The 19,875-nt window shown below is 68.6% G+C and carries 22 protein-coding genes; 10 read left to right on the top strand and 12 right to left on the bottom strand.

Annotated elements, in window-relative coordinates; genetic code table 11:
• Window positions 1-17: 17 nt before the first annotated feature.
• Window positions 18-1,562: a phosphoenolpyruvate carboxykinase gene (locus tag LMJ29_RS03105; RefSeq protein ID WP_229603945.1), complete on the top strand. Its 1,545-nt coding sequence runs from the start codon at window positions 18-20 to the stop codon at window positions 1,560-1,562.
• Between the two features lie 142 nt (window positions 1,563-1,704).
• On the opposite strand, the gene LMJ29_RS03100 is transcribed toward LMJ29_RS03105, so the two are convergent.
• The 4 genes from LMJ29_RS03100 to yrfG form a co-directional block, all read right to left on the bottom strand.
• Window positions 1,705-2,367, bottom strand: coding sequence for a YceH family protein (locus LMJ29_RS03100; RefSeq protein ID WP_229603944.1), 663 nt, complete (start codon window positions 2,365-2,367; stop codon window positions 1,705-1,707).
• A gap of 161 nt (window positions 2,368-2,528) precedes the next feature.
• Complete coding sequence (locus tag LMJ29_RS03095; RefSeq protein WP_229603942.1) at window positions 2,529-3,029, bottom strand: glycine zipper domain-containing protein; 501 nt, start codon at window positions 3,027-3,029, stop codon at window positions 2,529-2,531.
• A 190-nt stretch (window positions 3,030-3,219) separates the two neighbouring features.
• A complete protein-coding gene (locus LMJ29_RS03090) occupies window positions 3,220-3,690 on the bottom strand; it encodes a hypothetical protein (RefSeq protein WP_229603940.1) in 471 nt (156 codons plus the stop codon).
• Between the two features lie 172 nt (window positions 3,691-3,862).
• Window positions 3,863-4,534 (bottom strand): GMP/IMP nucleotidase, encoded by a 672-nt coding sequence (gene yrfG / locus LMJ29_RS03085; protein WP_229603938.1) that lies wholly within the window; start codon window positions 4,532-4,534, stop codon window positions 3,863-3,865.
• 96 nt (window positions 4,535-4,630) lie between these two features.
• Here yrfG and nudE point away from each other — a divergent pair, with 96 nt between their 5' ends.
• Window positions 4,631-5,197, top strand: coding sequence for an ADP compounds hydrolase NudE (nudE, locus tag LMJ29_RS03080; protein ID WP_229603937.1), 567 nt, complete (start codon window positions 4,631-4,633; stop codon window positions 5,195-5,197).
• 8 nt (window positions 5,198-5,205) lie between these two features.
• Window positions 5,206-6,024, top strand: coding sequence for a 3'(2'),5'-bisphosphate nucleotidase CysQ (cysQ, locus tag LMJ29_RS03075; protein ID WP_229603935.1), 819 nt, complete (start codon window positions 5,206-5,208; stop codon window positions 6,022-6,024).
• A gap of 257 nt (window positions 6,025-6,281) precedes the next feature.
• Here cysQ and LMJ29_RS03070 read toward each other — a convergent pair whose 3' ends face one another.
• The gene (locus LMJ29_RS03070; RefSeq protein WP_229603934.1) at window positions 6,282-6,734 is read right to left on the bottom strand and encodes a thioesterase domain-containing protein; all 453 of its coding nucleotides are present in this window, start codon (window positions 6,732-6,734) and stop codon (window positions 6,282-6,284) included.
• Between the two features lie 250 nt (window positions 6,735-6,984).
• Here LMJ29_RS03070 and LMJ29_RS03065 point away from each other — a divergent pair, with 250 nt between their 5' ends.
• Complete coding sequence (locus tag LMJ29_RS03065; RefSeq protein WP_229603932.1) at window positions 6,985-7,347, top strand: BON domain-containing protein; 363 nt, start codon at window positions 6,985-6,987, stop codon at window positions 7,345-7,347.
• Window positions 7,348-7,414: 67 nt separating this feature from the next.
• On the opposite strand, the gene metK is transcribed toward LMJ29_RS03065, so the two are convergent.
• Together metK and LMJ29_RS03055 are read right to left on the bottom strand one after the other, a co-directional pair.
• Entirely contained in the window at window positions 7,415-8,605 is a 1,191-nt protein-coding gene (gene metK / locus LMJ29_RS03060) for a methionine adenosyltransferase (protein WP_229603929.1), read from the bottom strand.
• Between the two features lie 63 nt (window positions 8,606-8,668).
• On the bottom strand, window positions 8,669-9,649 hold the full coding sequence (locus LMJ29_RS03055) for an ArsR/SmtB family transcription factor (protein WP_229603927.1): 981 nt from the start codon (window positions 9,647-9,649) through the stop codon (window positions 8,669-8,671).
• A gap of 192 nt (window positions 9,650-9,841) precedes the next feature.
• Here LMJ29_RS03055 and tkt point away from each other — a divergent pair, with 192 nt between their 5' ends.
• The 4 genes from tkt (at window position 9,842) to fba (ending at window position 15,403) form a co-directional block, all read left to right on the top strand.
• Window positions 9,842-11,842, top strand: coding sequence for a transketolase (gene tkt, locus LMJ29_RS03050; RefSeq protein ID WP_229603925.1), 2,001 nt, complete (start codon window positions 9,842-9,844; stop codon window positions 11,840-11,842).
• A gap of 109 nt (window positions 11,843-11,951) precedes the next feature.
• Window positions 11,952-13,001, top strand: a complete 1,050-nt coding sequence (gene epd / locus LMJ29_RS03045) for an erythrose-4-phosphate dehydrogenase (protein WP_229603923.1) — start codon at window positions 11,952-11,954, stop codon at window positions 12,999-13,001.
• Between the two features lie 12 nt (window positions 13,002-13,013).
• A complete protein-coding gene (locus LMJ29_RS03040; RefSeq protein ID WP_229603921.1) occupies window positions 13,014-14,174 on the top strand; it encodes a phosphoglycerate kinase in 1,161 nt (386 codons plus the stop codon).
• Window positions 14,175-14,338: 164 nt separating this feature from the next.
• Window positions 14,339-15,403: a class II fructose-bisphosphate aldolase gene (fba, locus tag LMJ29_RS03035; RefSeq protein ID WP_229603919.1), complete on the top strand. Its 1,065-nt coding sequence runs from the start codon at window positions 14,339-14,341 to the stop codon at window positions 15,401-15,403.
• 62 nt (window positions 15,404-15,465) lie between these two features.
• On the opposite strand, the gene LMJ29_RS03030 is transcribed toward fba, so the two are convergent.
• Complete coding sequence (locus tag LMJ29_RS03030) at window positions 15,466-16,284, bottom strand: FRG domain-containing protein (RefSeq protein ID WP_229603918.1); 819 nt, start codon at window positions 16,282-16,284, stop codon at window positions 15,466-15,468.
• Between the two features lie 338 nt (window positions 16,285-16,622).
• Here LMJ29_RS03030 and LMJ29_RS03025 point away from each other — a divergent pair, with 338 nt between their 5' ends.
• Together LMJ29_RS03025 and LMJ29_RS03020 are read left to right on the top strand one after the other, a co-directional pair.
• Window positions 16,623-17,072, top strand: a complete 450-nt coding sequence (locus LMJ29_RS03025; protein ID WP_229603916.1) for a hypothetical protein — start codon at window positions 16,623-16,625, stop codon at window positions 17,070-17,072.
• Between the two features lie 36 nt (window positions 17,073-17,108).
• Window positions 17,109-17,600 (top strand): M48 metallopeptidase family protein, encoded by a 492-nt coding sequence (locus LMJ29_RS03020; protein ID WP_229603914.1) that lies wholly within the window; start codon window positions 17,109-17,111, stop codon window positions 17,598-17,600.
• 140 nt (window positions 17,601-17,740) lie between these two features.
• On the opposite strand, the gene LMJ29_RS03015 is transcribed toward LMJ29_RS03020, so the two are convergent.
• The 4 genes from LMJ29_RS03015 to LMJ29_RS03000 all read right to left on the bottom strand — a co-directional run bounded on the left by LMJ29_RS03015 (window position 17,741) and on the right by LMJ29_RS03000 (window position 19,854).
• Window positions 17,741-18,682, bottom strand: coding sequence for a p-hydroxyphenylacetate 3-hydroxylase reductase component (locus LMJ29_RS03015; RefSeq protein WP_229603913.1), 942 nt, complete (start codon window positions 18,680-18,682; stop codon window positions 17,741-17,743).
• A gap of 89 nt (window positions 18,683-18,771) precedes the next feature.
• On the bottom strand, window positions 18,772-19,161 hold the full coding sequence (locus tag LMJ29_RS03010; protein ID WP_229603911.1) for a hypothetical protein: 390 nt from the start codon (window positions 19,159-19,161) through the stop codon (window positions 18,772-18,774).
• Window positions 19,158-19,550, bottom strand: coding sequence for a phage holin family protein (locus tag LMJ29_RS03005; protein WP_229603909.1), 393 nt, complete (start codon window positions 19,548-19,550; stop codon window positions 19,158-19,160). The genes LMJ29_RS03010 and LMJ29_RS03005 overlap by 4 nt, the downstream gene beginning before the upstream one ends.
• 4 nt (window positions 19,551-19,554) lie before the next feature.
• Complete coding sequence (locus LMJ29_RS03000) at window positions 19,555-19,854, bottom strand: DUF883 family protein (RefSeq protein ID WP_229603908.1); 300 nt, start codon at window positions 19,852-19,854, stop codon at window positions 19,555-19,557.
• Between the last annotated feature and the right edge of the window lie 21 nt (window positions 19,855-19,875).

The raw sequence follows: 19,875 nt of genomic DNA, 5'->3' as shown, positions 1-19,875 counted from the left end.
AGGCCGACGGGGATCTCATGACGCAAGCCAATACTGCCGTGTACACCGATATCAGCGTTGCCGAACTGATCGAGCAGGCCATCCAGCGGGGCGAGGGCGAACTCGCCGCCAACGGTTCGCTGGTGGTCCGCACGGGGCACCGTACCGGCCGTTCGCCCATGGACCGCTTCATCGTCCAGGAGCAGAGCACCGAGGCCAAGATCGCCTGGGGCAAGATCAACCGTCCGTTCCCGGAAGCCAAGTTCGACGCCCTGTGGGACCGCGTCGAGGCCTACCTGGCCGAGCGCAGCCACTTCGTCTCCCACGTGCATGTCGGCTCCGCCGTCGAGCACTACCTGCCGGTCAAGATGACCACCGAGACCGCCTGGCACAACCTGTTCGGCCGCTGCCTGTTCATCAACCCGGAAACCTTCAACCCGGTCGGCAAGGGCGAGTGGCGCATCCTCAACGTGCCGTCCTTCGTCTGCGAGCCGGAGCGTGACGGCACCAACTCCGACGGTTGCGTGATCCTCAACTTCGCCCAGAAGAAGGTGCTGATCGCCGGCATGCGCTACGCCGGCGAGATGAAGAAGGCCATGTTCTCCGTGCAGAACTTCCTGCTGCCGGAAGCCGACGTGCTGCCGATGCACTGCGCCGCCAACATCGGCGAAGAAGGCGACGTCACCCTGTTCTTCGGCCTGTCCGGCACCGGCAAGACCACCCTGTCCGCCGACCCGAGCCGCTACCTGATCGGCGACGACGAGCACGGCTGGGGCGAGGGCGTGGTGTTCAACATCGAGGGCGGTTGCTATGCCAAGTGCATCGACCTGTCCGAGAAGAACGAGCCGGTGATCTGGAAAGCCATCCAGTTCGGCGCCGTGCTGGAGAACGTGGTGCTCGACGAGCGCACTCGCCTGCCCGACTACGCCGACGCCAGCCTGACCCAGAACAGCCGTGCGGCCTACCCGCTGGAGCTGGTCGAGAAGCGCTCCGAGAAGAACCTCGGCGGCGAGCCGAACGCGGTGATCTTCCTGACCTGCGACCTGACCGGCGTGCTGCCGCCCGTGTCGATCCTCAACAACGAGCAGGCCGCCTACCACTTCCTGTCCGGCTACACCGCGCTGGTCGGTTCCACCGAGATGGGCAGCGGCGGCGGCATCAAGTCGACCTTCTCCACCTGCTTCGGCGCGCCGTTCTTCCCGCGTCCGGCCGGCGAGTACGCCGAACTGCTGATCAAGCGCATCAAGGGCTTTGGCTCCAAGGTCTACCTGGTCAACACCGGCTGGACCGGTGGCGGCTACGGCGTCGGCAAGCGCTTCAACATCCCGACCACCCGTGCGGTGATCGCCGCGATCCAGAGCGGCGCGCTGGTCGGTGCCGAGACCGAGCACCTGCCGATCATCAACCTGGACGTGCCGAAGGCCGTCGCCGGCGTCGAGACCCAGCTGCTCAACCCGCGCAACACCTGGGCCGACAAGTCCGCCTACGACGAAGCCGCCCGCGGCCTGGCCAAGCTGTTCATCGAGAACTTCACCAAGTTCGAAGTGTCCGACGCCATCCGCAGCGCCGGCCCGCAGCTGTAAGCGTTCGCCAGCCCGCATGAAAAAAAGCCGCCTTCGGGCGGCTTTTTCGTTTCCGGTGCGCCAGGCGAGCGGCAAGGCGAGAAAACTCGCGCAGCGATTTTCTACCGCTGCGCGATTGCCCGTCAGTGCCGGGGGCGAGGTGTCACTCGGATTTACCTTCCAGGCGGGCGAGGCGCTCTTCCAGTTCGGCCAGGCGGGCTTCCAAGGCGGCGATACGCTCTTCCTGGCCCGCCGTCGCGGCCGGAGCGGATTCCTGGGGACGGGCGGCGAGCAGGGCTTCCTGCTCGGCCGGATCGCCCAGCTGGTGGGCGTAGCGCTCCTCGCGCTGCCCGCTCTGGCGCGCCAGCTGGCGGACCAGGCCGCGGCCGGCCAGGCGTTCGAGGTGGTGGCGGACCTCCTCGGTGTCGTCGAAGGCATGCAGCCGGCCGCTGCGAGCGAGCAGCTCGCCGAGGGTCTGCGGGCCGCGCAGCAGCAGCAGGGCGAGCAGCGCCAGCTGGGGCTGGACCAGTTCCAGCTGTTTTTCCGCGCGCTGTTCCCAGCGGTCGGCGCGGCTGCCCATCACCAGGCGGACCAGGCCGCGCTGCTCGAGGCTGCGCAGCGCGTGGCCGACTTCGCCCGGCTGCAGGTTCATCAGCGGCTCGCGGCTGGTCTTCTGGTTGCAGGCCAGTTGCAGGGCGTTGAGGGTCAGCGGGTAGCTTTCCGGTGTGGTCGCCTGCTTCTCGACCAGACAGCCGAGGGCGCGGGCCTCGACGGCGGACAGCGGCGCGTCGGAGAAGGGCGTGGGGGTGGGAGTCGAATCGCTCATGGACAAGGGCGCTCTGCGGGAAGAAGGGCCCTAGTGTCCTCAAGCGGTCGAGGCTTTGCCAGTGGAAGGTCGCGTGCGGCGATCTAGGCAGGCTGCGCGGTCGCCCGCGCAAATGCAAACGGGCGCCCTGAGGCGCCCGTTGCGGGGTTGCCGAGCGGGACTCAGCATCTGCCCTTCTTGGCTTGGCCCGGCGGGCAGAAGCGGCCGCCGCGGTAGCCGTCGTCGTAGTCGCGGTCATAGCCGCCGCGGCGGCCGTCGCGATAACCGTCGTGATAGGCGTCGTCGCGGCGATCGTTCTGGCTGGCGTCGCCCATATGGTTGCCCAGCGCGCCGCCGGCGCCACCGCCCACGGCCGCGCCGATCAGGCCGCCGGTGGTACCGCCAACGGCGCGGCCGGCCGCGTTGCCCGCGGCGCCGCCCAGGGCGCCGCCGATGGCCGCTTCGGTCTTGTTGCCGCGGCGGGCGCCGACGGCACCGCCGGCAGCACCGCCAACGCCGGCACCGATGGTCGCGCCGGTGTCGCCGCCGACGGTCTGGCCGACCACCGATCCCAGTACCCCGCCGAGCGCGCCGCCGACGCCAGCGCGGGTATCGCCATCGGCCGCCCAGGCAGAGCCGCCGGCCAGGGTCAGGGACAACAGGATCAGGGAAGAGTATTTCATCTGAGCTCTCACTCAAGGGGGAGGACGGCGGCGATCCTGCGCAGATCGCCGTTGTTTGGCAAGCCATTACGCGACGATTGGTGACTTGTCACGCCTTTTAATTTCTTTTCATGCTGTTTTGGGAATCTTTCGACTTTTCGGGCGGTCTCACTCGATCCGCTGTCCGGCGTCGGTGGCGACCTGGGAGATTTCAGTCATCCCAGTGACGGTGATGGCGGTGCTTGCGCCAGTGGCGATGCTTGTGGCGACGCCCCTCGCGGTAGCCGTCGTAGTAGGCGTCATGGCGGCGATCCGCTTCGCTGGCGTCGCCCATGTTGTTGCCCAGGGCGCCACCGGCGCCGCCGCCCACGGCCGCGCCGAGCAGGCCGCCGGTGGTGCCGCCGATCTTGTTGCCGATGACGTTGCCGCCGGCCGCGCCCAGGCCGCCGCCGATGGCCGCCTCGGTCTTGTTGCCACGCCTGGCGCCGACCGCGCCACCGGCCGCGCCACCGACGCCGGCGCCGATCGCCGCGCCGGTGCTGCCGCCGACGGTCTGGCCGACCACCGAGCCCAGCACCCCGCCGAGCGCACCGCCGACGCCGGCCGGCAGATCGCCGTCGGCCGCCCAGGCGGTGCCGCCGGCGAGAGACAGGGAGAGCAGGAACAGGGAAGCGTATTTCATCGCGTACGTTCATCCTTGCGGGGAGGTGGCGGCGATCTTGCTCAGCAGGCGGGGGCTTGGCAAGCGTTCAGCCGACGACCGGTGGCATGGCGCGAATTTTTTCCGAAGTTCGCTGAAGTTGCGGAACTTTTCCTCTCCAGAGCCGCTCTGAGCGTGGTTCCCGACAGCGCTTTCAGCGTACCGCCAGGCCGTCCAGCAGCTCAACATAGCTGTCCACCGCGGCGAATTCCTCGGTGTCCTTGGCCGGGCCGCGACTGTCCGGCTGGCGGATGCCGAGCAGGTGGGCGACGCCATAGCGGCGCGCGCTGCGCAGGATCGGCAGGCTGTCGTCGATGAACAGGCTGCGTGCCGGATCGAAGCCGAAGTCCTCCTGCAGGGCGAACCAGAACTGCTGGTCCTCCTTGGGGAAGCCGTAGTCGTGGGAGCTGATCAGGCGGTCGAAGTAGGGCGCCAGCTCGACCCGCTCGAGCTTGAGTGACAGCGAGTCGCGATGCGCGTTGGTGATCAGCGCCACGCGCTTGCCTGCGCCGCGCAGGGCGGCGAGGAAACGGTCGGCGTCCGGGCGCAGGGCGATCAGGTGGGCGATCTCCTCCTTCAGCGCGCGCACCGGCAGGTCCAGCTCGCGGCTCCAGAAGTCCAGGCAATACCAGCTCAGCTGGCCGGCGTGGCGCTGGAACAGCGGCAGCAGCTCGGCTTCGGCGGCGGCGCGGTCGATGGCGTGCTTCTCGGCGTAGCGCTGCGGCAGGTGGCTGAGCCAGAAGTGGTTGTCGAAGTGCAGGTCGAGCAGGGTGCCATCCATGTCGAGCAGGACGGTGTCGATCCGGGACCAGGGCAGTGACGGCATGGCGTGGGCTTCGCTAGGTGGCGCGCGCTCGGCGGGCCGGGGGTCGGAAAAAGAGCCGGTTATGGTAACGTGTCGGCTCGCCAAGGAGTCCAGCATATGCGCCAGAAACCCGATGTCCTCGCCCGCGCCATCGTGGCCAAGAGTCGCCTGTTCACCGTCGAGGAGCTGCAGCTGCGCTTCGCCAACGGCGTCGAGCGCACCTACGAGCGGCTGCTCAACCGCGGCCTGGGCTACGGGGCGGTGATGGTGGTGGCGCTGGAGGATGCCGAGACCGTGCTGTTGATCGAGGAGTATTGCGCCGGCACCGACGCCTACGAGCTGTCGCTGCCCAAGGGGCTGATCGAGCCGGGCGAGGACGTGCTGGCGGCGGCCAACCGCGAGCTCAAGGAGGAAGCCGGCTTCGGCGCCCGCCAGCTCGAACACCTCACCGGGCTGTCGCTGTCGCCGGGCTACATGAGCCAGCGCATCCAGGTGGTGCTGGCCCGCGACCTGTATGCCGAGCGTCTGCCCGGCGACGAGCCGGAGGAGATCCGCGTCGAGCGCTTCAACCTGCGCGACATCTCGCGCCTGGCGATGGCCGACAATTTCAGCGAGGGCCGCGCCCTGGCCGCCCTCTACCTGGTGCGCGACCTGCTGACCCAGCGCGGCGACTTTAAACCGTGAGTCCAGTCGTGAACCATCCCTTGCTGCCCGCCGTGGTCGAACTGGTGCGCCAGGCCGGCGCCGCCACCCTGCCGTTCTGGCGCAACGACGTCGCCATCGAGCTGAAGGCCGACGCCTCGCCGGTCACCGCCGCCGACCTGGCCGCCCACCGCGTGCTCGCCGACGGCCTGATGCAGCTGGCGCCGGATATCCCGCTGCTGTCCGAGGAGGATTGCGCGATCGACCACGCGGTGCGCCGCCACTGGTCGCGCTGGTGGCTGATCGATCCGCTGGACGGCACCAAGGAGTTCATCGCCGGTAGCCCCGAGTTCACCGTCAACGTGGCGCTGGTCGAGGCCGGACGGGTGGTGTTCGGCGTGGTCGGCGTGCCGGTGCGCGAGCAGTGCTACTACGGCGGCGCGGGCCTCGGCGCCTGGCGCCAGGACGCCGCCGGCGAGCAGCCGATCGGTGTGCGCATCGCGCCGCCTGAGGCCTTCACCGTGGTGGCCAGCCGCCGCCATTCCAGTCCGGCCCAGGAGCGCCTGCTCAAGGGCCTGAGCGAGCGTTTCGGCGACCTGGCGCTGGCCAGCGTCGGCAGCTCGCTGAAGTTCTGCCTGCTCGCCGAGGGCAGCGCCGACTGCTACCCGCGCCTGGCGCCCACCTCGCAGTGGGACACCGCGGCGGCGCAGGGCGTGCTGGAGGGCGCCGGCGGCGAAGTCGTCGACCTGCGCGGTCAGCCGCTGGCCTACCCGGCGCGCGAGGACTACCTCAACCCGCACTTCCTCGCCCTGCCGCAGGCCGCCGAGTGGCGCGAGGCGCTGCTGCAGCTGGCCCTCGCGCTGGATTGAGCGGGGCTACCCGCCTTGTGGTGGGTGGACAACGGCGCAGCCTTGTCCACCGCGTCGCGGCTTCGCCGCGGGAGGCGTCGGTAGAAACTCGCTGCGCGAGCTTTCTACCCTGCAGGCTGGATCGAGGACCTACGGACCGCTCACGCAATCCGTAGGGGGATAACTCGCGCAGCGATTACCCACCTCTCCGTCTTGGAGCCACGCTGCGGGGATTGGTAAAAAGCCGCTGCGCGGGCTTTCCACCCTGAGTGCCGCCCTCACTTGTGCAGCACGTACTCCCCATGCAGATGCACCGCCGTCTCGCCGCTCGGCGCGAGGATGCGGATGTCCAGGTACAGGCGCGCGCGGCCGCGGCGGCGGTACAGCGTCTCGAACTTCTGCCAGTCCTCGGCGCTGGGCGCGGCGCAGATGGCCACGGCCTCGTCGACCACCGGCAGCGGGTAGTCGATCTGTCCGCCCTTGATCACGATATGCCCGTCGTCGATGCCGGCCTCGCGCAGGCGCAGGGTCAGCCAGCCCCAGCCGGCCAGCACGCTGATGCTGTACAGGCTGCCGCCGAACATGCTGCCGGTATGGTTGACGTTGGGCGCCAGCGGCATGGCCAGGCGCAGCTCGTGGTCGTCCCAGCCGGCCACGCGCAGCTGCATGGTGCGGGTCAGGGGAATGTCGTGGTGGAGGAGGTCCTGCAGGTACTGACAGTCGGGATGCATGTCCGAGAGGGTCCAAAGGGCTGACGACGGATAAGCCCATGATCCTGCGTCGCCCCGGTCGGCGCAATCGGGGCGCCGGCGGCGGGCGGCCGGTCATCGCCTGGCCGCCGGCGTGCCGGGGCCGCGGTGGCGAGCGCGACTATAGTGTATGGATGCCAGCGTCTGCATTGCGGGCCGAGGCGAGTCCGTCGCCGATGCCGCCATGACGCGGATGCGGGCGGGGATGAACGTACCCCGGGAGGTACTCGCCATGAAAATGCATTCCTTCAATCAGTATTCGCACGACTTGGGGATGGCGGTGCACGACCTGTGGCTCGCCGCCAAGGTGAAGTCGGCGCTGGAAATGGCCAAGCCGACCCGCGGCCAGCATATCCACGTCAAGGCGCACGGGGGGGTGGTGAGCCTGAGCGGGCAGCTGGAAAGCCATCGCTTGTGCGAGCAGGCCGTCGAGCTGGCCCGCATGGTGCACGGCGTCGCCGAGGTGGATGGCCAGGGGCTGGATACCTGGATGGTCGCGCCGGGCCATATGCCGGAGGCGCCCAATGCCGAGGAAAGCGCCGAATATCCGCAGCCGGACGCCATGCGCCGGGAGGGCGGCCAGGATCGCTACTAGCCCGTCGTACGCATGAAAAAGCCCCGCGCAGCCAAGGCTGGCGGGGCTTTCGTTTTGCCGGGAGGGATCAGAGGCCGGCGGCGGCGCGCAGCGCCTCGGCCTTGTCGGTACGCTCCCAGGTGAAGGCGGTGAAGGTGTCGTCGCCCACGGTCATCTCCACCGGCGTGCGACCGAAGTGGCCGTAGGCCGCGGTCGGACGGTACATCGGGTGCAGCAGGTCGAGCATCTTGGTGATCGCGTACGGACGCAGGTCGAAGTGCTCGCGGACCAGCTGGACGATGCGCTCGTCGCTGATCTTGCCGGTGCCGAAGGTGTTGACCGAGATGGAGGTCGGCAGGGCCACGCCGATGGCGTAGGACACCTGGATCTCGCAGCGCTCGGCCAGGCCCGCGGCGACGATGTTCTTGGCCACGTAGCGACCGGCGTAGGCGGCCGAGCGGTCGACCTTGGACGGGTCCTTGCCGGAGAAGGCGCCGCCGCCGTGGCGGGCCATGCCGCCGTAGGAGTCGACGATGATCTTGCGGCCGGTCAGGCCGCAGTCGCCCACCGGGCCGCCGATGATGAACTTGCCGGTCGGGTTGATGTGGAACTGGGTGTCCTTGTGCAGCAGCTCGGCCGGCAGGGTGTGCTTGATGATCAGCTCCATCACCGCTTCCTGCAGGTCGCTCTGGCTGATCTCCGGGCTGTGCTGGGTGGACAGCACCACCGCGTCGATGCCGACCACCTTGCCGTTCTCGTAGCGGCAGGTGACCTGGCTCTTGGCGTCCGGGCGCAGCCACGGCAGCAGGCCGCTCTTGCGCGCTTCGGCCTGGCGCTCGACCAGACGGTGGGAGAAGCAGATCGGCGCCGGCATCAGCACGTCGGTCTCGTTGCTGGCGTAGCCGAACATCAGGCCCTGGTCGCCGGCGCCCTGGTCTTCCGGCTTGGCGCGGTCGACGCCCTGGTTGATGTCCGGGGACTGCTTGCCGATGATGTTGACGATGCCGCAGGTGGCGCCGTCGTAGCCGACGTCGGAGCTGTTGTAGCCGATGTCGACGATCACGTCGCGCACCAGCTGCTCGAGGTCGATCCACGCGGAGGTGGTGATCTCGCCGGCGACGATGGCCACGCCGGTCTTCACCAGGGTCTCGCAGGCCACGCGGGCATGCTTGTCCTCGGCGATGATGGCGTCGAGCACGGCATCGGAGATCTGGTCGGCGATCTTGTCCGGATGGCCTTCGGACACGGACTCGGAGGTGAAAAGGGAATATTCGCTCATCTATCGGTTCCTGTTATTACCGGTGGGTGAGTCGGCCTCGCGGCCGTGTCAAAACAGCAATGTTCATGGGCGATCCGGCTGGGCGAAGTGCCTGACCTGGATCTGGAAACCGTTGCGCAGGCCGATGTACTGGCTTTCGCCCTCGGCCAGCCCCGCCTGTTCGGCCCAGTGCGCCAGCTCGTCCTGGTCGAAGCCCAGCCACACATCGCCGCACGCCTCGCGGGCCCAGCCCTGGTCGTGGCCGCACAGCTCGGTCAGCAGCAGGCTGCCGCCCGGCTTGACCAGCCGCGCCAGCCGCGCCATGGCGGCGGCTGGCTCGGCGAAGTGGTGCAGCACCATGTTCAGCACCACGCAGTCGGCCGGCGCCTGCGCGTCGTGCAGCGCGTCGGCCAGCTTCAGCTCGACGTTCGCCAGCGCCTCGGCCACGCAGCGCTGGCGGGCCAGTTCGAGCATCGCCGGGCTGCTGTCCAGCGCGGTGACCGCGGCGAAGCGCCGGGCCAGCTCGGGCAGGAAGGCGCCGTCGCCCGGGCCGACCTCCAGCGCGGTGGCGCTGGGCGGGAAGTGCAGGGCGTCGAGCAGGCTCAGCAGGCTGTCGCGGTACTGCGGCAGCCCGGCGATCAGGTCCTGCTGGGCGCGGAATTTCTCCAGCGTGCGGGCGAAGAAGTCGCGCGCCGCGGCGGCGCGTTGCGCCTGCACCTCGGCGATGCGCGCCTGCACCGCGTCCGCCAGCTCCAGGCCGTCGACCTCCTCGAGCAGCGCCGCGTGCAGTGCGCTGCCGGTCTCGCCGCCGTTGGCCAGGGCGCGCCGGTAGAAGATCGCCGTGCCTTCGCGGCGGGTGGCCAGCAGCCCCGCCTGGGCCAGCACCTTGAGGTGGTGGCTGATCCCCGACTGGCGCATGGCGAAGATCTGCGCCAGCTCCAGCACGCCGAACGAGTCGCTGGCCAGCACGCGCAGCACGCTCAGGCGCAGCGGATCGCCGGCGGCCTTGCACAAGGCGGCCAGTTGCTCGCTCGGGTCGGGGCGCAAGGCGGACGGCGTACTCATAAGGGGGCGAAGTCTAGTCGCCGCGCCACGGTGGCGCAATGCCTGTATCAAAAAGTTTTGATATTGGCGGTCGATCACAGCCCCAACGGCAGGCCGGTTGGCCCGGATCGACCATCTGTGATTGCCCGTTCCCCCGCCGCTGGGCGAAAATAGCCGCCTTTTTTCGTTAAGCCCCCTCGCAGGAGACCAGCGATGCCCAGTCGTCGTGAGCGTGCCAATGCCATTCGTGCCCTCAGCATGGATGCCGTGCAGAAAGCCAACAGCGGCCATCCGGGCGCCCCCATGGGTATGGCGGACATCGCCGAAGTGCTGTGGCACGACTACCTCAAGCACAACCCGCAGAACCCGAACTGGGCCGACCGCGACCGCTTCGTGCTGTCCAACGGCCACGGCTCGATGCTGGCCTACTCGCTGCTGCACCTCTCCGGCTACGACCTGGGCATCGACGATCTCAAGCAGTTCCGCCAGCTGCACAGCCGCACCCCGGGCCACCCGGAGTACGGCTACACCCCGGGCGTGGAAACCACCACCGGCCCGCTCGGCCAGGGCATCGCCAACGCCGTCGGCTTCGCCATCGCCGAGAAGGTGCTGGGCGCGCAGTTCAACCGCGAAGGCCATGCCATCGTCGACCACCACACCTACGTGTTCCTCGGCGACGGCTGCATGATGGAAGGCATCAGCCACGAAGTCTGCTCGCTGGCCGGCACCCTGGGCCTGGGCAAGCTGATCGCCTTCTACGACGACAACGGCATCTCCATCGACGGCGAAGTCGAAGGCTGGTTCACCGACGACACCCCGGCGCGCTTCGAGGCCTACGGCTGGCAGGTGATCCGCAACGTCGACGGCCACGACGCCGACGAGATCAAGACCGCCATCGAGACCGCCCGCGCCGAGCGCGCGCGGCCGACCCTGATCTGCTGCAAGACCGTGATCGGCTTCGGCTCGCCGAACAAGGGCGGCAAGGAAGAGTGCCACGGCGCGCCGCTGGGCGATGCCGAGATCGCCGCCACCCGCGCCCAGCTGGGCTGGGCGCACGGCCCGTTCGAGATCCCCGCCGACATCTACGCCGAGTGGGACGCCAAGGAAGCCGGCGCCGCCCGCGAGGCCGCCTGGAACGACAAGTTCGCCGCCTATGCCGCCGCCTACCCGGAACTGGCCGCCGAACTGCAACGCCGCCTGGCCGGCGAGCTGCCCGCCGATTTCAGCGCCAAGGCCGCCGCCTACGTCAACGAGGTGGCCGCCAAGGGCGAGACCATCGCCAGCCGCAAGGCCAGCCAGAACGCCCTCAACGCCTTCGGCCCGCTGCTGCCCGAGTTCCTCGGCGGCTCGGCGGACCTCGCCGGTTCCAACCTGACCCTGTGGAAGGGCTGCAAGGGCCTGGCCGTCGACGACGCCGGCGGCAACTACGTGCACTACGGCGTGCGCGAGTTCGGCATGAGCGCGATCATGAACGGCATCGCCCTGCACGGCGGCTTCATCCCCTACGGCGCCACCTTCCTGGTGTTCATGGAGTACGCCTGCAACGCGGTGCGCATGGCCGCGCTGATGAAGCAGCGCGTGCTGTTCGTCTACACCCACGACTCCATTGGCCTCGGCGAAGACGGCCCGACCCACCAGCCGGTCGAGCAGCTGGCCAGCCTGCGCAGCACGCCGAACCTCGATTGCTGGCGCCCGGCCGACGCGGTGGAATCCGCAGTGGCCTGGAAGTGCTCCATCGAGCGTGCCGACGGCCCGTCCGCGCTGGTGTTCAGCCGCCAGAACCTGCCGCACCAGCAGCGCAGCGAGCAGCAGATCGCCGACATCGCCCGCGGCGGCTACGTGCTCAAGGACTGCACTGGGGAGCCGGAACTGATCCTCATCGCCACCGGCTCGGAGGTCGGCCTGGCCGTGCAGGCCTTTGAGGCGCTGACCGCCAAGGGCCGCCGCGTGCGCGTGGTGTCGATGCCGGCGACCAGCGTGTTCGACCGTCAGGACGCCGCCTGGAAGCAGTCCGTGCTGCCGCTGCAGGTCGGCGCGCGCATCGCCATCGAGGCCGCGCATGCCGACTTCTGGTACAAGTACGTCGGCCTGGAAGGCCGCATCATCGGCATGACCAGCTTCGGCGAGTCGGCCCCGGCCCCGGCGCTGTTCGAGCACTTCGGCTTCACCCTCGACAACCTGCTGGCCACCGCCGAGGAACTGCTGGAAGACTGATGCCGTCCAGGGTGGATGGCTGCGGCCATCCACCCTGCGGACGCAAGCCCCGTGCAGGGTGGAAAACCCGCGCAGCGGTTTTCCACCTGTCGCCACCTGCAGAGTCGCCATGCCCAATCGCCCCTACAAAGTCGCCCTCAACGGCTACGGCCGCATCGGTCGCTGCGTGCTGCGCGCGCTCTACGAGCGCGGCGCGGACGCCGGGCTGGAGATCGTCGCGCTCAACGACCTGGCCGACCAGGCCAGCGTCGAGTACCTGACCCGCTTCGACTCCACCCACGGCCGCTTCCCCGGCGAGGTGAAGGTGGTCGGCGACTGCCTGCACCTCAACGGCGACTGCGTGAAGGTGCTGCGCCAGGCTACCCCGGAAGCCATCGACTGGGCGGCGCTCGGCGTCGACCTGGTGCTGGAGTGCTCGGGGGTCTACCACACCCGCGCAGATGGCGAGCGTTTCCTCGCTGCCGGCGCGCCGCGCGTGCTGTTCTCCCAGCCGATGGCCAGCGAGGCCGACGTCGACGCCACCATCGTCTACGGCGTCAACCAGGCGAGCCTCACCGGCGGCGAGAAGCTGCTGTCCAACGCCTCCTGCACCACCAACTGCAGCGTGCCGCTGCTCAAATTGCTCGACGAGGCGATCGGCCTCGACTACGTGGCGATCACTACCATCCACTCGGCGATGAACGACCAGCCGGTGATCGACGCCTACCACCACGAGGACCTGCGCCGCACCCGCTCGGCGTTCCAGTCGGTGATCCCGGTGTCGACCGGCCTTGCCCGCGGTATAGAGCGCCTGCTCCCGGAACTCTCCGGACGGGTCAAGGCCAAGGCCATCCGCGTGCCGACGGTCAACGTGTCCTGCCTGGACATCACTCTGCAGACCCGCCGCGACACCAGCGTGGCCGAGATCAACCGCGTGCTGCGCGAGGCCGCCGAAAGCGGCCCGCTCAAGGGGCTGATCGACTACACCGAGCTGCCCCACGCCAGCTGCGACTTCAATCACGACCCCCACTCGGCCATCGTCGATGGCAGCCAGACCCTGGTTTCCGGCCCGCGGCTGGTCAACCTGCTGGCCTGGTTCGACAACGAGTGGGGCTTTGCCAACCGCATGCTCGACGTGGCGGAACATTTCCTGCGCGTCGCCCATCGACCACAGCCCTGAAGGACTGAGCCCATGACCGTTTTGAAGATGACCGACCTCGACCTCGCCGGTAAGCGCGTGCTGATCCGCGAAGACCTCAACGTCCCGGTGAAGGACGGCGTGGTCAAGAGCGACGCCCGCATCCTCGCCTCCCTGCCGACCATCAAGCTGGCACTGGAGAAGGGCGCGGCGGTGATGGTCTGCTCGCACCTGGGCCGTCCGACCGAAGGCGAGTTCTCCGCCGAGAACAGCCTCAAGCCGGTCGCCGACTACCTGGCCAAGGCCCTCGGCCGCGAAGTTCCGCTGGTTGCCGACTACCTGGGCGGCGTCGAGGTGCAGCCCGGTGAGGTCGTGCTGTTCGAGAACGTGCGCTTCAACAAGGGCGAGAAGAAGAACAGCGACGAGCTGGCCCAGCAGTACGCCGCGCTGTGCGACGTGTTCGTCATGGACGCCTTCGGCACCGCCCACCGCGCCGAGGGCTCGACCCACGGCGTCGCCAAGTTCGCCAAGGTCGCCGCGGCCGGCCCGCTGCTGGCCGCCGAGCTGGACGCCCTGGGCAAGGCCCTGGGCAACCCGGCCCGCCCGATGGTCGCGATCGTCGCCGGCTCGAAAGTCTCCACCAAGCTCGACGTGCTGAACTCGCTGGCCGAGATCTGCGACCAGCTGATCGTCGGCGGCGGCATCGCCAACACCTTCCTCGCCGCCGCCGGCTACAAGGTCGGCAAGTCGCTGTGCGAAGCCGACCTGCTGGACACCGCCCGCGCCATCGCCGCCAAGGTCGCCGTGCCGCTGCCGGTCGACGTGGTGGTCGCCAAGGAATTCGCCGAGAGCGCCGAGGCCACCGTCAAGGCCATCGCCGATGTCGCCGACGACGACATGATCCTCGACATCGGCCCGCAGACCGCGGCCATGTTCGGCGAGATGCTCAAGTCCTCGCAGACCATCCTGTGGAACGGCCCGGTCGGCGTGTTCGAGTTCGACCAGTTCGGCAACGGCACCAAGGCCCTGGCCCAGGCCATCGCCGCCAGCCCGGCGTTCTCCATCGCCGGTGGTGGCGACACCCTGGCGGCCATCGACAAGTATGGCGTCGGCGAGCAGATCTCCTACATTTCCACCGGTGGCGGCGCCTTCCTCGAGTTCGTCGAGGGCAAGGTCCTGCCGGCCGTGGCGGTGCTGGAAGAGCGCGCCAAGTAATTCCCGGGGTGGACGACGGCATGGCCGCGTCCACCAGTCGGACGCTCGGTGGACAAACGCCATCGGCGTTGTCCACCCTACAGCGACGGCAACGACATTCCGCCCGGCCCGCCCCTGCGGCAGGCCAGGCACCGATCAAACGACCCTTACTGGGAGCTCTACAGATGGCACTCATCAGCATGCGCCAGATGCTGGACCACGCCGCCGAATTCGGCTACGGCGTGCCGGCCTTCAACGTCAACAACCTCGAGCAGATGCGCGCGATCATGGAAGCGGCCGACAAGACCGACTCCCCGGTGATCGTCCAGGCCTCCGCCGGTGCCCGCAAGTACGCCGGCGCGCCGTTCCTGCGCCACCTGATCCTCGCCGCCATCGAGGAATTCCCGCATATCCCGGTGTGCATGCACCAGGACCACGGCACCAGCCCGGACGTCTGCCAGCGCTCGATCCAGCTGGGCTTTTCCTCGGTGATGATGGACGGCTCGCTGCGTGAAGACGGCAAGACCCCGGCCGACTACGACTACAACGTGCGCGTGACCCAGCAGACCGTGGCCATGGCCCACGCCTGCGGCGTGTCGGTGGAAGGCGAGCTGGGCTGCCTGGGCAGCCTGGAAACCGGCCAGGCCGGCGAGGAAGACGGCGTCGGCGCCGAGGGCACCCTCGACCACAGCCAGATGCTGACCGATCCGGAAGAAGCAGCGGCCTTCGTCAAGGCCACCCAGGTCGACGCCCTGGCGATCGCCATCGGCACCAGCCACGGCGCCTACAAGTTCACCAAGCCGCCGACCGGCGACGTGCTGGCCATCGACCGCATCAAGGAAATCCACAAGCGCATTCCCAACACCCACCTGGTGATGCACGGCTCCTCCAGCGTGCCGCAGGAGTGGCTGGCGATCATCAACCAGTACGGTGGCGACATCAAGGAAACCTACGGCGTGCCGGTCGAGGAGATCGTCGAGGGCATCAAGCACGGCGTGCGCAAGGTCAACATCGACACCGACCTGCGCCTGGCCTCCACCGGCGCGATCCGCCGCATGATGGCCGAGCAGCCCAGCGAGTTCGACCCGCGCAAGTTCTTCGCCAAGACCATCGTGGCCATGCGCGACATCTGCATCGCCCGCTACGAAGCCTTCGGCACCGCCGGCAATGCCTCGAAGATCAAGCCGATCTCCCTGGAAGGCATGTTCCAGCGCTACGCCAAGGGCGAGCTGGCCGCCAAGGTCAACTGATCCGCAGCCTTTGCCGAATGCCACAAGGCCCGCTCGATGCGGGCCTTGTGCTTTTCGGGCGCTCAGTCCTCGGCTTCGGCCAGCGCGGCGACCGGGCGCGGCGCCGGCTCCGGCTTGGGCCGGGCCTGGTTGGAATACAGCTCGAACTGCATGTTGGCGTAGTTGCTGGCGCCGCTGAGGTCGGGGAACAGCGTCAGGTGGTTGATGTTCATCTGCTCGAGGCCGCGCAGCACGTCGATGCGCTCGGTGTTGGGCAGGTAGATCTTCTTGAGGATCGCGCGCCGCGCGCCGGCGAACTCGTGGGCGATCAGCGCCTCCAGCTCCTCGCCCGACTCGCAGAACGAGAACAGGCCGTTCTGGCCGAGCACCCGGGCGTTCTCGTCGGAGTTGGGCGTGTAGAAGCGCACCATGCCGGCCAGGCGCGAGCCCTCCACCTCGTCCTTGTTCAGCGAGATGATGATGCGCTTTCTCGTGTCGTCCTCGCCGGTCCTGGCGAAGGCGAAGAACGCCGCGGTGTAGGGCGAGTGGGTCCAGTCGAGCAGCGGGGTGAGCAGCTCGAAGTGCTGGCCGAGCGCCCACCACTCCAGCGGTTCGTCGTACTGCGGCGGGTTGGCGCCGCGCTTGCCGCGGATCGCCATCTTGAAGCGGTCGAGCTGCTCGCTGCGCAGCTGCTCGGTCTTCGACTTGTCGAGGATCTTGCGGTCGATGGTCGACTCGAGCCGGTAGTAGTCCTTGCGGTGGCCGCGATGCACCCAGCCGCAGCCGGGCGAGAAGGTTTCCTGGATGTAGTCGATGAGGTAGTTCCACTTGCGGATGTGGATCTCTTCGATGCCATCCCGGATCCGTCCGGAGGTCCAGCGGGGTTGGTGATCTTTGCTCATGCTCGGAACTCTGGAGGTGCGAACGGCGACTCGTCGGCGGCGGGGCTGTGCGGGGTGGCGGGGCGAGGCCCGCCGCACCTGTCGTGCGTGGCCGCTCCGGCAGGGCTGCCGGCGGGCTGCGCACGTTACCACGAAAGCGGCCGCCGGGTGCTGAGGCAGGGTGTCGCCGCCGGGCAGGCGGATGAGCGCCGTCCACGCCCGGCCAATCCTTGTAGGGGCGAATTCATTCGCCTGAATACCCCGCCAAGGCGAATGAATTCGCCCCTGCAGATCTGGACTCCCCGCCACTGGCGAACGGGCTATAGTCGGCGCTGGAGATTGTCGCGAGGCCCGTGCTCATGGACGAGTTCAACCCCTACGCCCCGCCGAAGGCGCCGCCGCTGCCTTGCGAGCCGGACGAACCGCCCGGTTTCCTGGCTTACCGCCTGGCCAATGGCCTGTATGGCGGGCTGATGGGCCTGTCGCTGGTCATCCTGCTGGGCAGCGGCACCCTGCGCGCCGAGTTCTCCCACGCCCTGGTGGTGAGCATCTTCCTGGCCCCGCTGTTGTGCTTCTACCTGGTGGCGACCCGCCGCGCGGCGCAGTTCCGACGCTGGTCCTGGGTGCAGGCGCTGGGCACCGGCGGTCTGCTGCTGTTGTGCCTGCTGGATCTCACCGGGGGCCGCGGGCTGCGCGGCATCGGCGTGTTCATGACCGCGGTGAACGCCGCCGCGCTGCTCGCCGGCCAGCACTTCCTGCGTCTGCGCCGTCCTCCGGACGGCCAGCGCGACGCGCCGCAGGGCGGTTAGAATGGGGCGTCCCTCGCTGCCCTGCTGGCCCCGCCGATGATCGCGCTGAAGTACCTCACCGCCTACCCGCCCCACCTGCAGGAGCAGGTGCGGCAGATGATCGCCAGCGACCGCCTGGGCGAGTATCTGGACAAACGCTACCCCGAGCGCCACGACGTGCAGAGCGACAAGGCGCTGTACGCCTACGTCATGGAGCGCAAGCAGCGCTTCCTGCGCAACGCGCCGGGGATCGACAAGGTGCTCTACGACAGCAAGCTCGACGTGGTGCGCAACGCCTTGGGCCTGCACACCGCGGTGTCCAGGGTGCAGGGCGGCAAGCTCAAGGCCAAGAAGGAAATCCGCGTCGCCACGCTGTTCCGCGACGCCGCGCCCGAGTTCCTCGACATGATCGTGGTCCACGAACTGGCCCACCTGCGCGAGTTCGACCACAACAAGGCGTTCTACCAGCTCTGCGAGCACATGCTGCCCGGCTACCAGCAGCTGGAGTTCGACCTGCGCCTATATCTGACCTGGCGCGAGCTGGGTTGAAGCCTGCCTAGGGTGTGCGCCGGTTCCGCTGGCGCAGGGTGGGTAACCCGCGCAGCGATTGCCCACCAGATGACCCGGCGCCAGAGGATCGGGAGAAGATCGCCGCGCGAGTCTTCCACCCTACGGTTCGAGGCCGGCGCTCAATGCGCCGCCATCACCACCTTGAGCACCTTCTTGAAGGTTTCGATGTCTTCGGCGTCGACCCCGGCGAACACCGCTTCCTGCTGGCGCCGCGAGATGTCCCAGAGCGCTTCGGTCTGCGCGCGCCCGGCGTCGGTCAGCTCGTGGCCGGCGGCGGTTTCGGCGACCAGGCCCTTGCGGCGCAGGTTGGTCAGCGCCTCGACGATCTCGCGGGTCGGCATCGCCACCTCGCGCTGCAGGTCGACCAGGTCGAGGCGCGCGCTGTCCTCCAGCACCATCAGCATGCGCGCCTCGCTGGTGCGCAGGCCGGTGGTCAGCTGCTTGGGCGCGTAGCTGGCCTGGTAGGCGTTCACCGCCTGGATCATCAGGTAGTACAGGTTGCCCATCAGCCGGCCGTGCATGGTTCCCGGCGTGGCCGCCGCCTCGCTCCTGCGCGGCGCGCGCGGGTGGGGCAGGACCATCGAGTAGGCGCCCTGGTGGTAGAGCAGGGGCGAGCGGCCGAAGTCGTCGAAGGCCACCACCTTGCCGATCAGGATCCAGTGGTCGCCGCCGTCCACCTCCAGGAAGCGCTCGCACTGGAAGCGCGCCGCGCAGCCGGCGAACAGCGGGGTATCGCCCAGGCCCGCCTCGCAGGCGACGCCGGCGAACTTGTCCGCCTGCGGACGGGCGAAGTGGTTGGACAGTTCGATCTGGTCGGCGGCCAGGATATTCACCGCGAAGTGGCTGGCGGCGCTGAACACGGCGTGGCTGGCGGAACGCTTGTCGATGCTCCAGAGGATCAGCGGCGGATCCAGCGATACCGAGTTGAAGCTGTTGGCGGTGACGCCGACCCGTTCGCCGGAAGGGCTGCGGGCGGTGACGATGGTGACGCCGGTGGCGAAATTGCCCAGCGCGCGGCGGAACGCGCGGGGATCGAAGGCGGTTTCACTGCTGATGGTCATCGCGGACTCTCCGGTCGTGGCGCTGATGACTCTCAGTCTAGGCCGCCTGGCGGGCAAGACCAGCGGCGGCAAGCGGGCGCTTGGCGGGCTCAGGGCACCGGATGAACCGGCTGCCGCTGGGGCGGCTGCGGCGGCGGGGTTGCGGGATTTTGGCGGTTGGCGAACAGGCGCAGCCCGGCGACCAGCAGCGGCAGATAGGCGCTGGTCAGACGCAGCCCCTGGCCGAGGCTGCCGAGCCGGCTGCGCCCTCGGCTGCGGCCGCCGAGAAAGCCGAGCAGGGTAGCTCCCGCCAATCCCCACAACGGCGCATGGCGCAGATTCAGACGTCGCTGCCAGAGGTGCAACTGCTCCTGCAGCGGTTGGGTCAGGTGCAGGCTCTCGTAGCGCAACTCCTGGCGATGCAGCTCGATGCGCATGCGCACCAGCGCCTTGCGCATCTGCAGGGGGGAGGCGTGTTTCGGCAGGTCTGGCGTGGTCATGGCAGCAGTTGCTCGCGGTCGCGCGCCAGTTCTTCGAGGCTGGCGCTGAAGGGGGCGTGGTGCCGGCGCAGGGAGGCGAGCAGGCACCACAGTGCGAGCAGGCAGGCAATACCGTGGAACAGGCACAGCCCGACTATCGCCTCCAGCAGGTAGGTTTCCCAGAACAGCACCACTACCAGCACGCTGACCGCGAACAGGCACAGCAGACCGAAGATAAGGACCAGGACGGCATAGATCACCTGGCGCACGCTGGCTGCCTTCTGTTCCTGCAGCTCGATGCCCAGCAGTTCGAGGTGTGCGTGCAGCAGGCCGAGGGTAGCGGCACCGATGCCGCCCAGCGCCGAGATCGCGGAGTGGGCGGCGGAGCCGTCCGGCGTTTCTTCATTCATCGCTTCAGCGCCGTGACAGCATCAGGCCGAACATGAACCCGAGGAGGGCACACATACCGAGCGATTGCATGGGATGGGTGTGCACATACTGCTCGGTCGCCCTGCAGCACTTGTGCAGCGGGTCCTCGCCGCGCATCAGGCGGTCGCGGGCACGGGCGAGGCTGTTCTTGAGCTTGACGCGCATCTCCTGGGCCTGCTCGCCGGCCAGGCTGGCCGACTCCTGCAGCAGCCTTTCGGTGTCTTCGACCAGCGCCTGGAAATCGGCGAGCAACGGATCCACAGAGGGTGGGGTTTGAATGGCCATGGCCAACTCTCCTCGGGTGGG

The organism is Pseudomonas oryzagri (genome assembly GCF_020831405.1).
GTDB lineage: Bacteria > Pseudomonadota > Gammaproteobacteria > Pseudomonadales > Pseudomonadaceae > Geopseudomonas > Geopseudomonas oryzagri.
The sequence above is the reverse complement of the archived record's forward strand: the minus strand, read 5'-3'. Positions and strand labels throughout refer to the sequence as shown.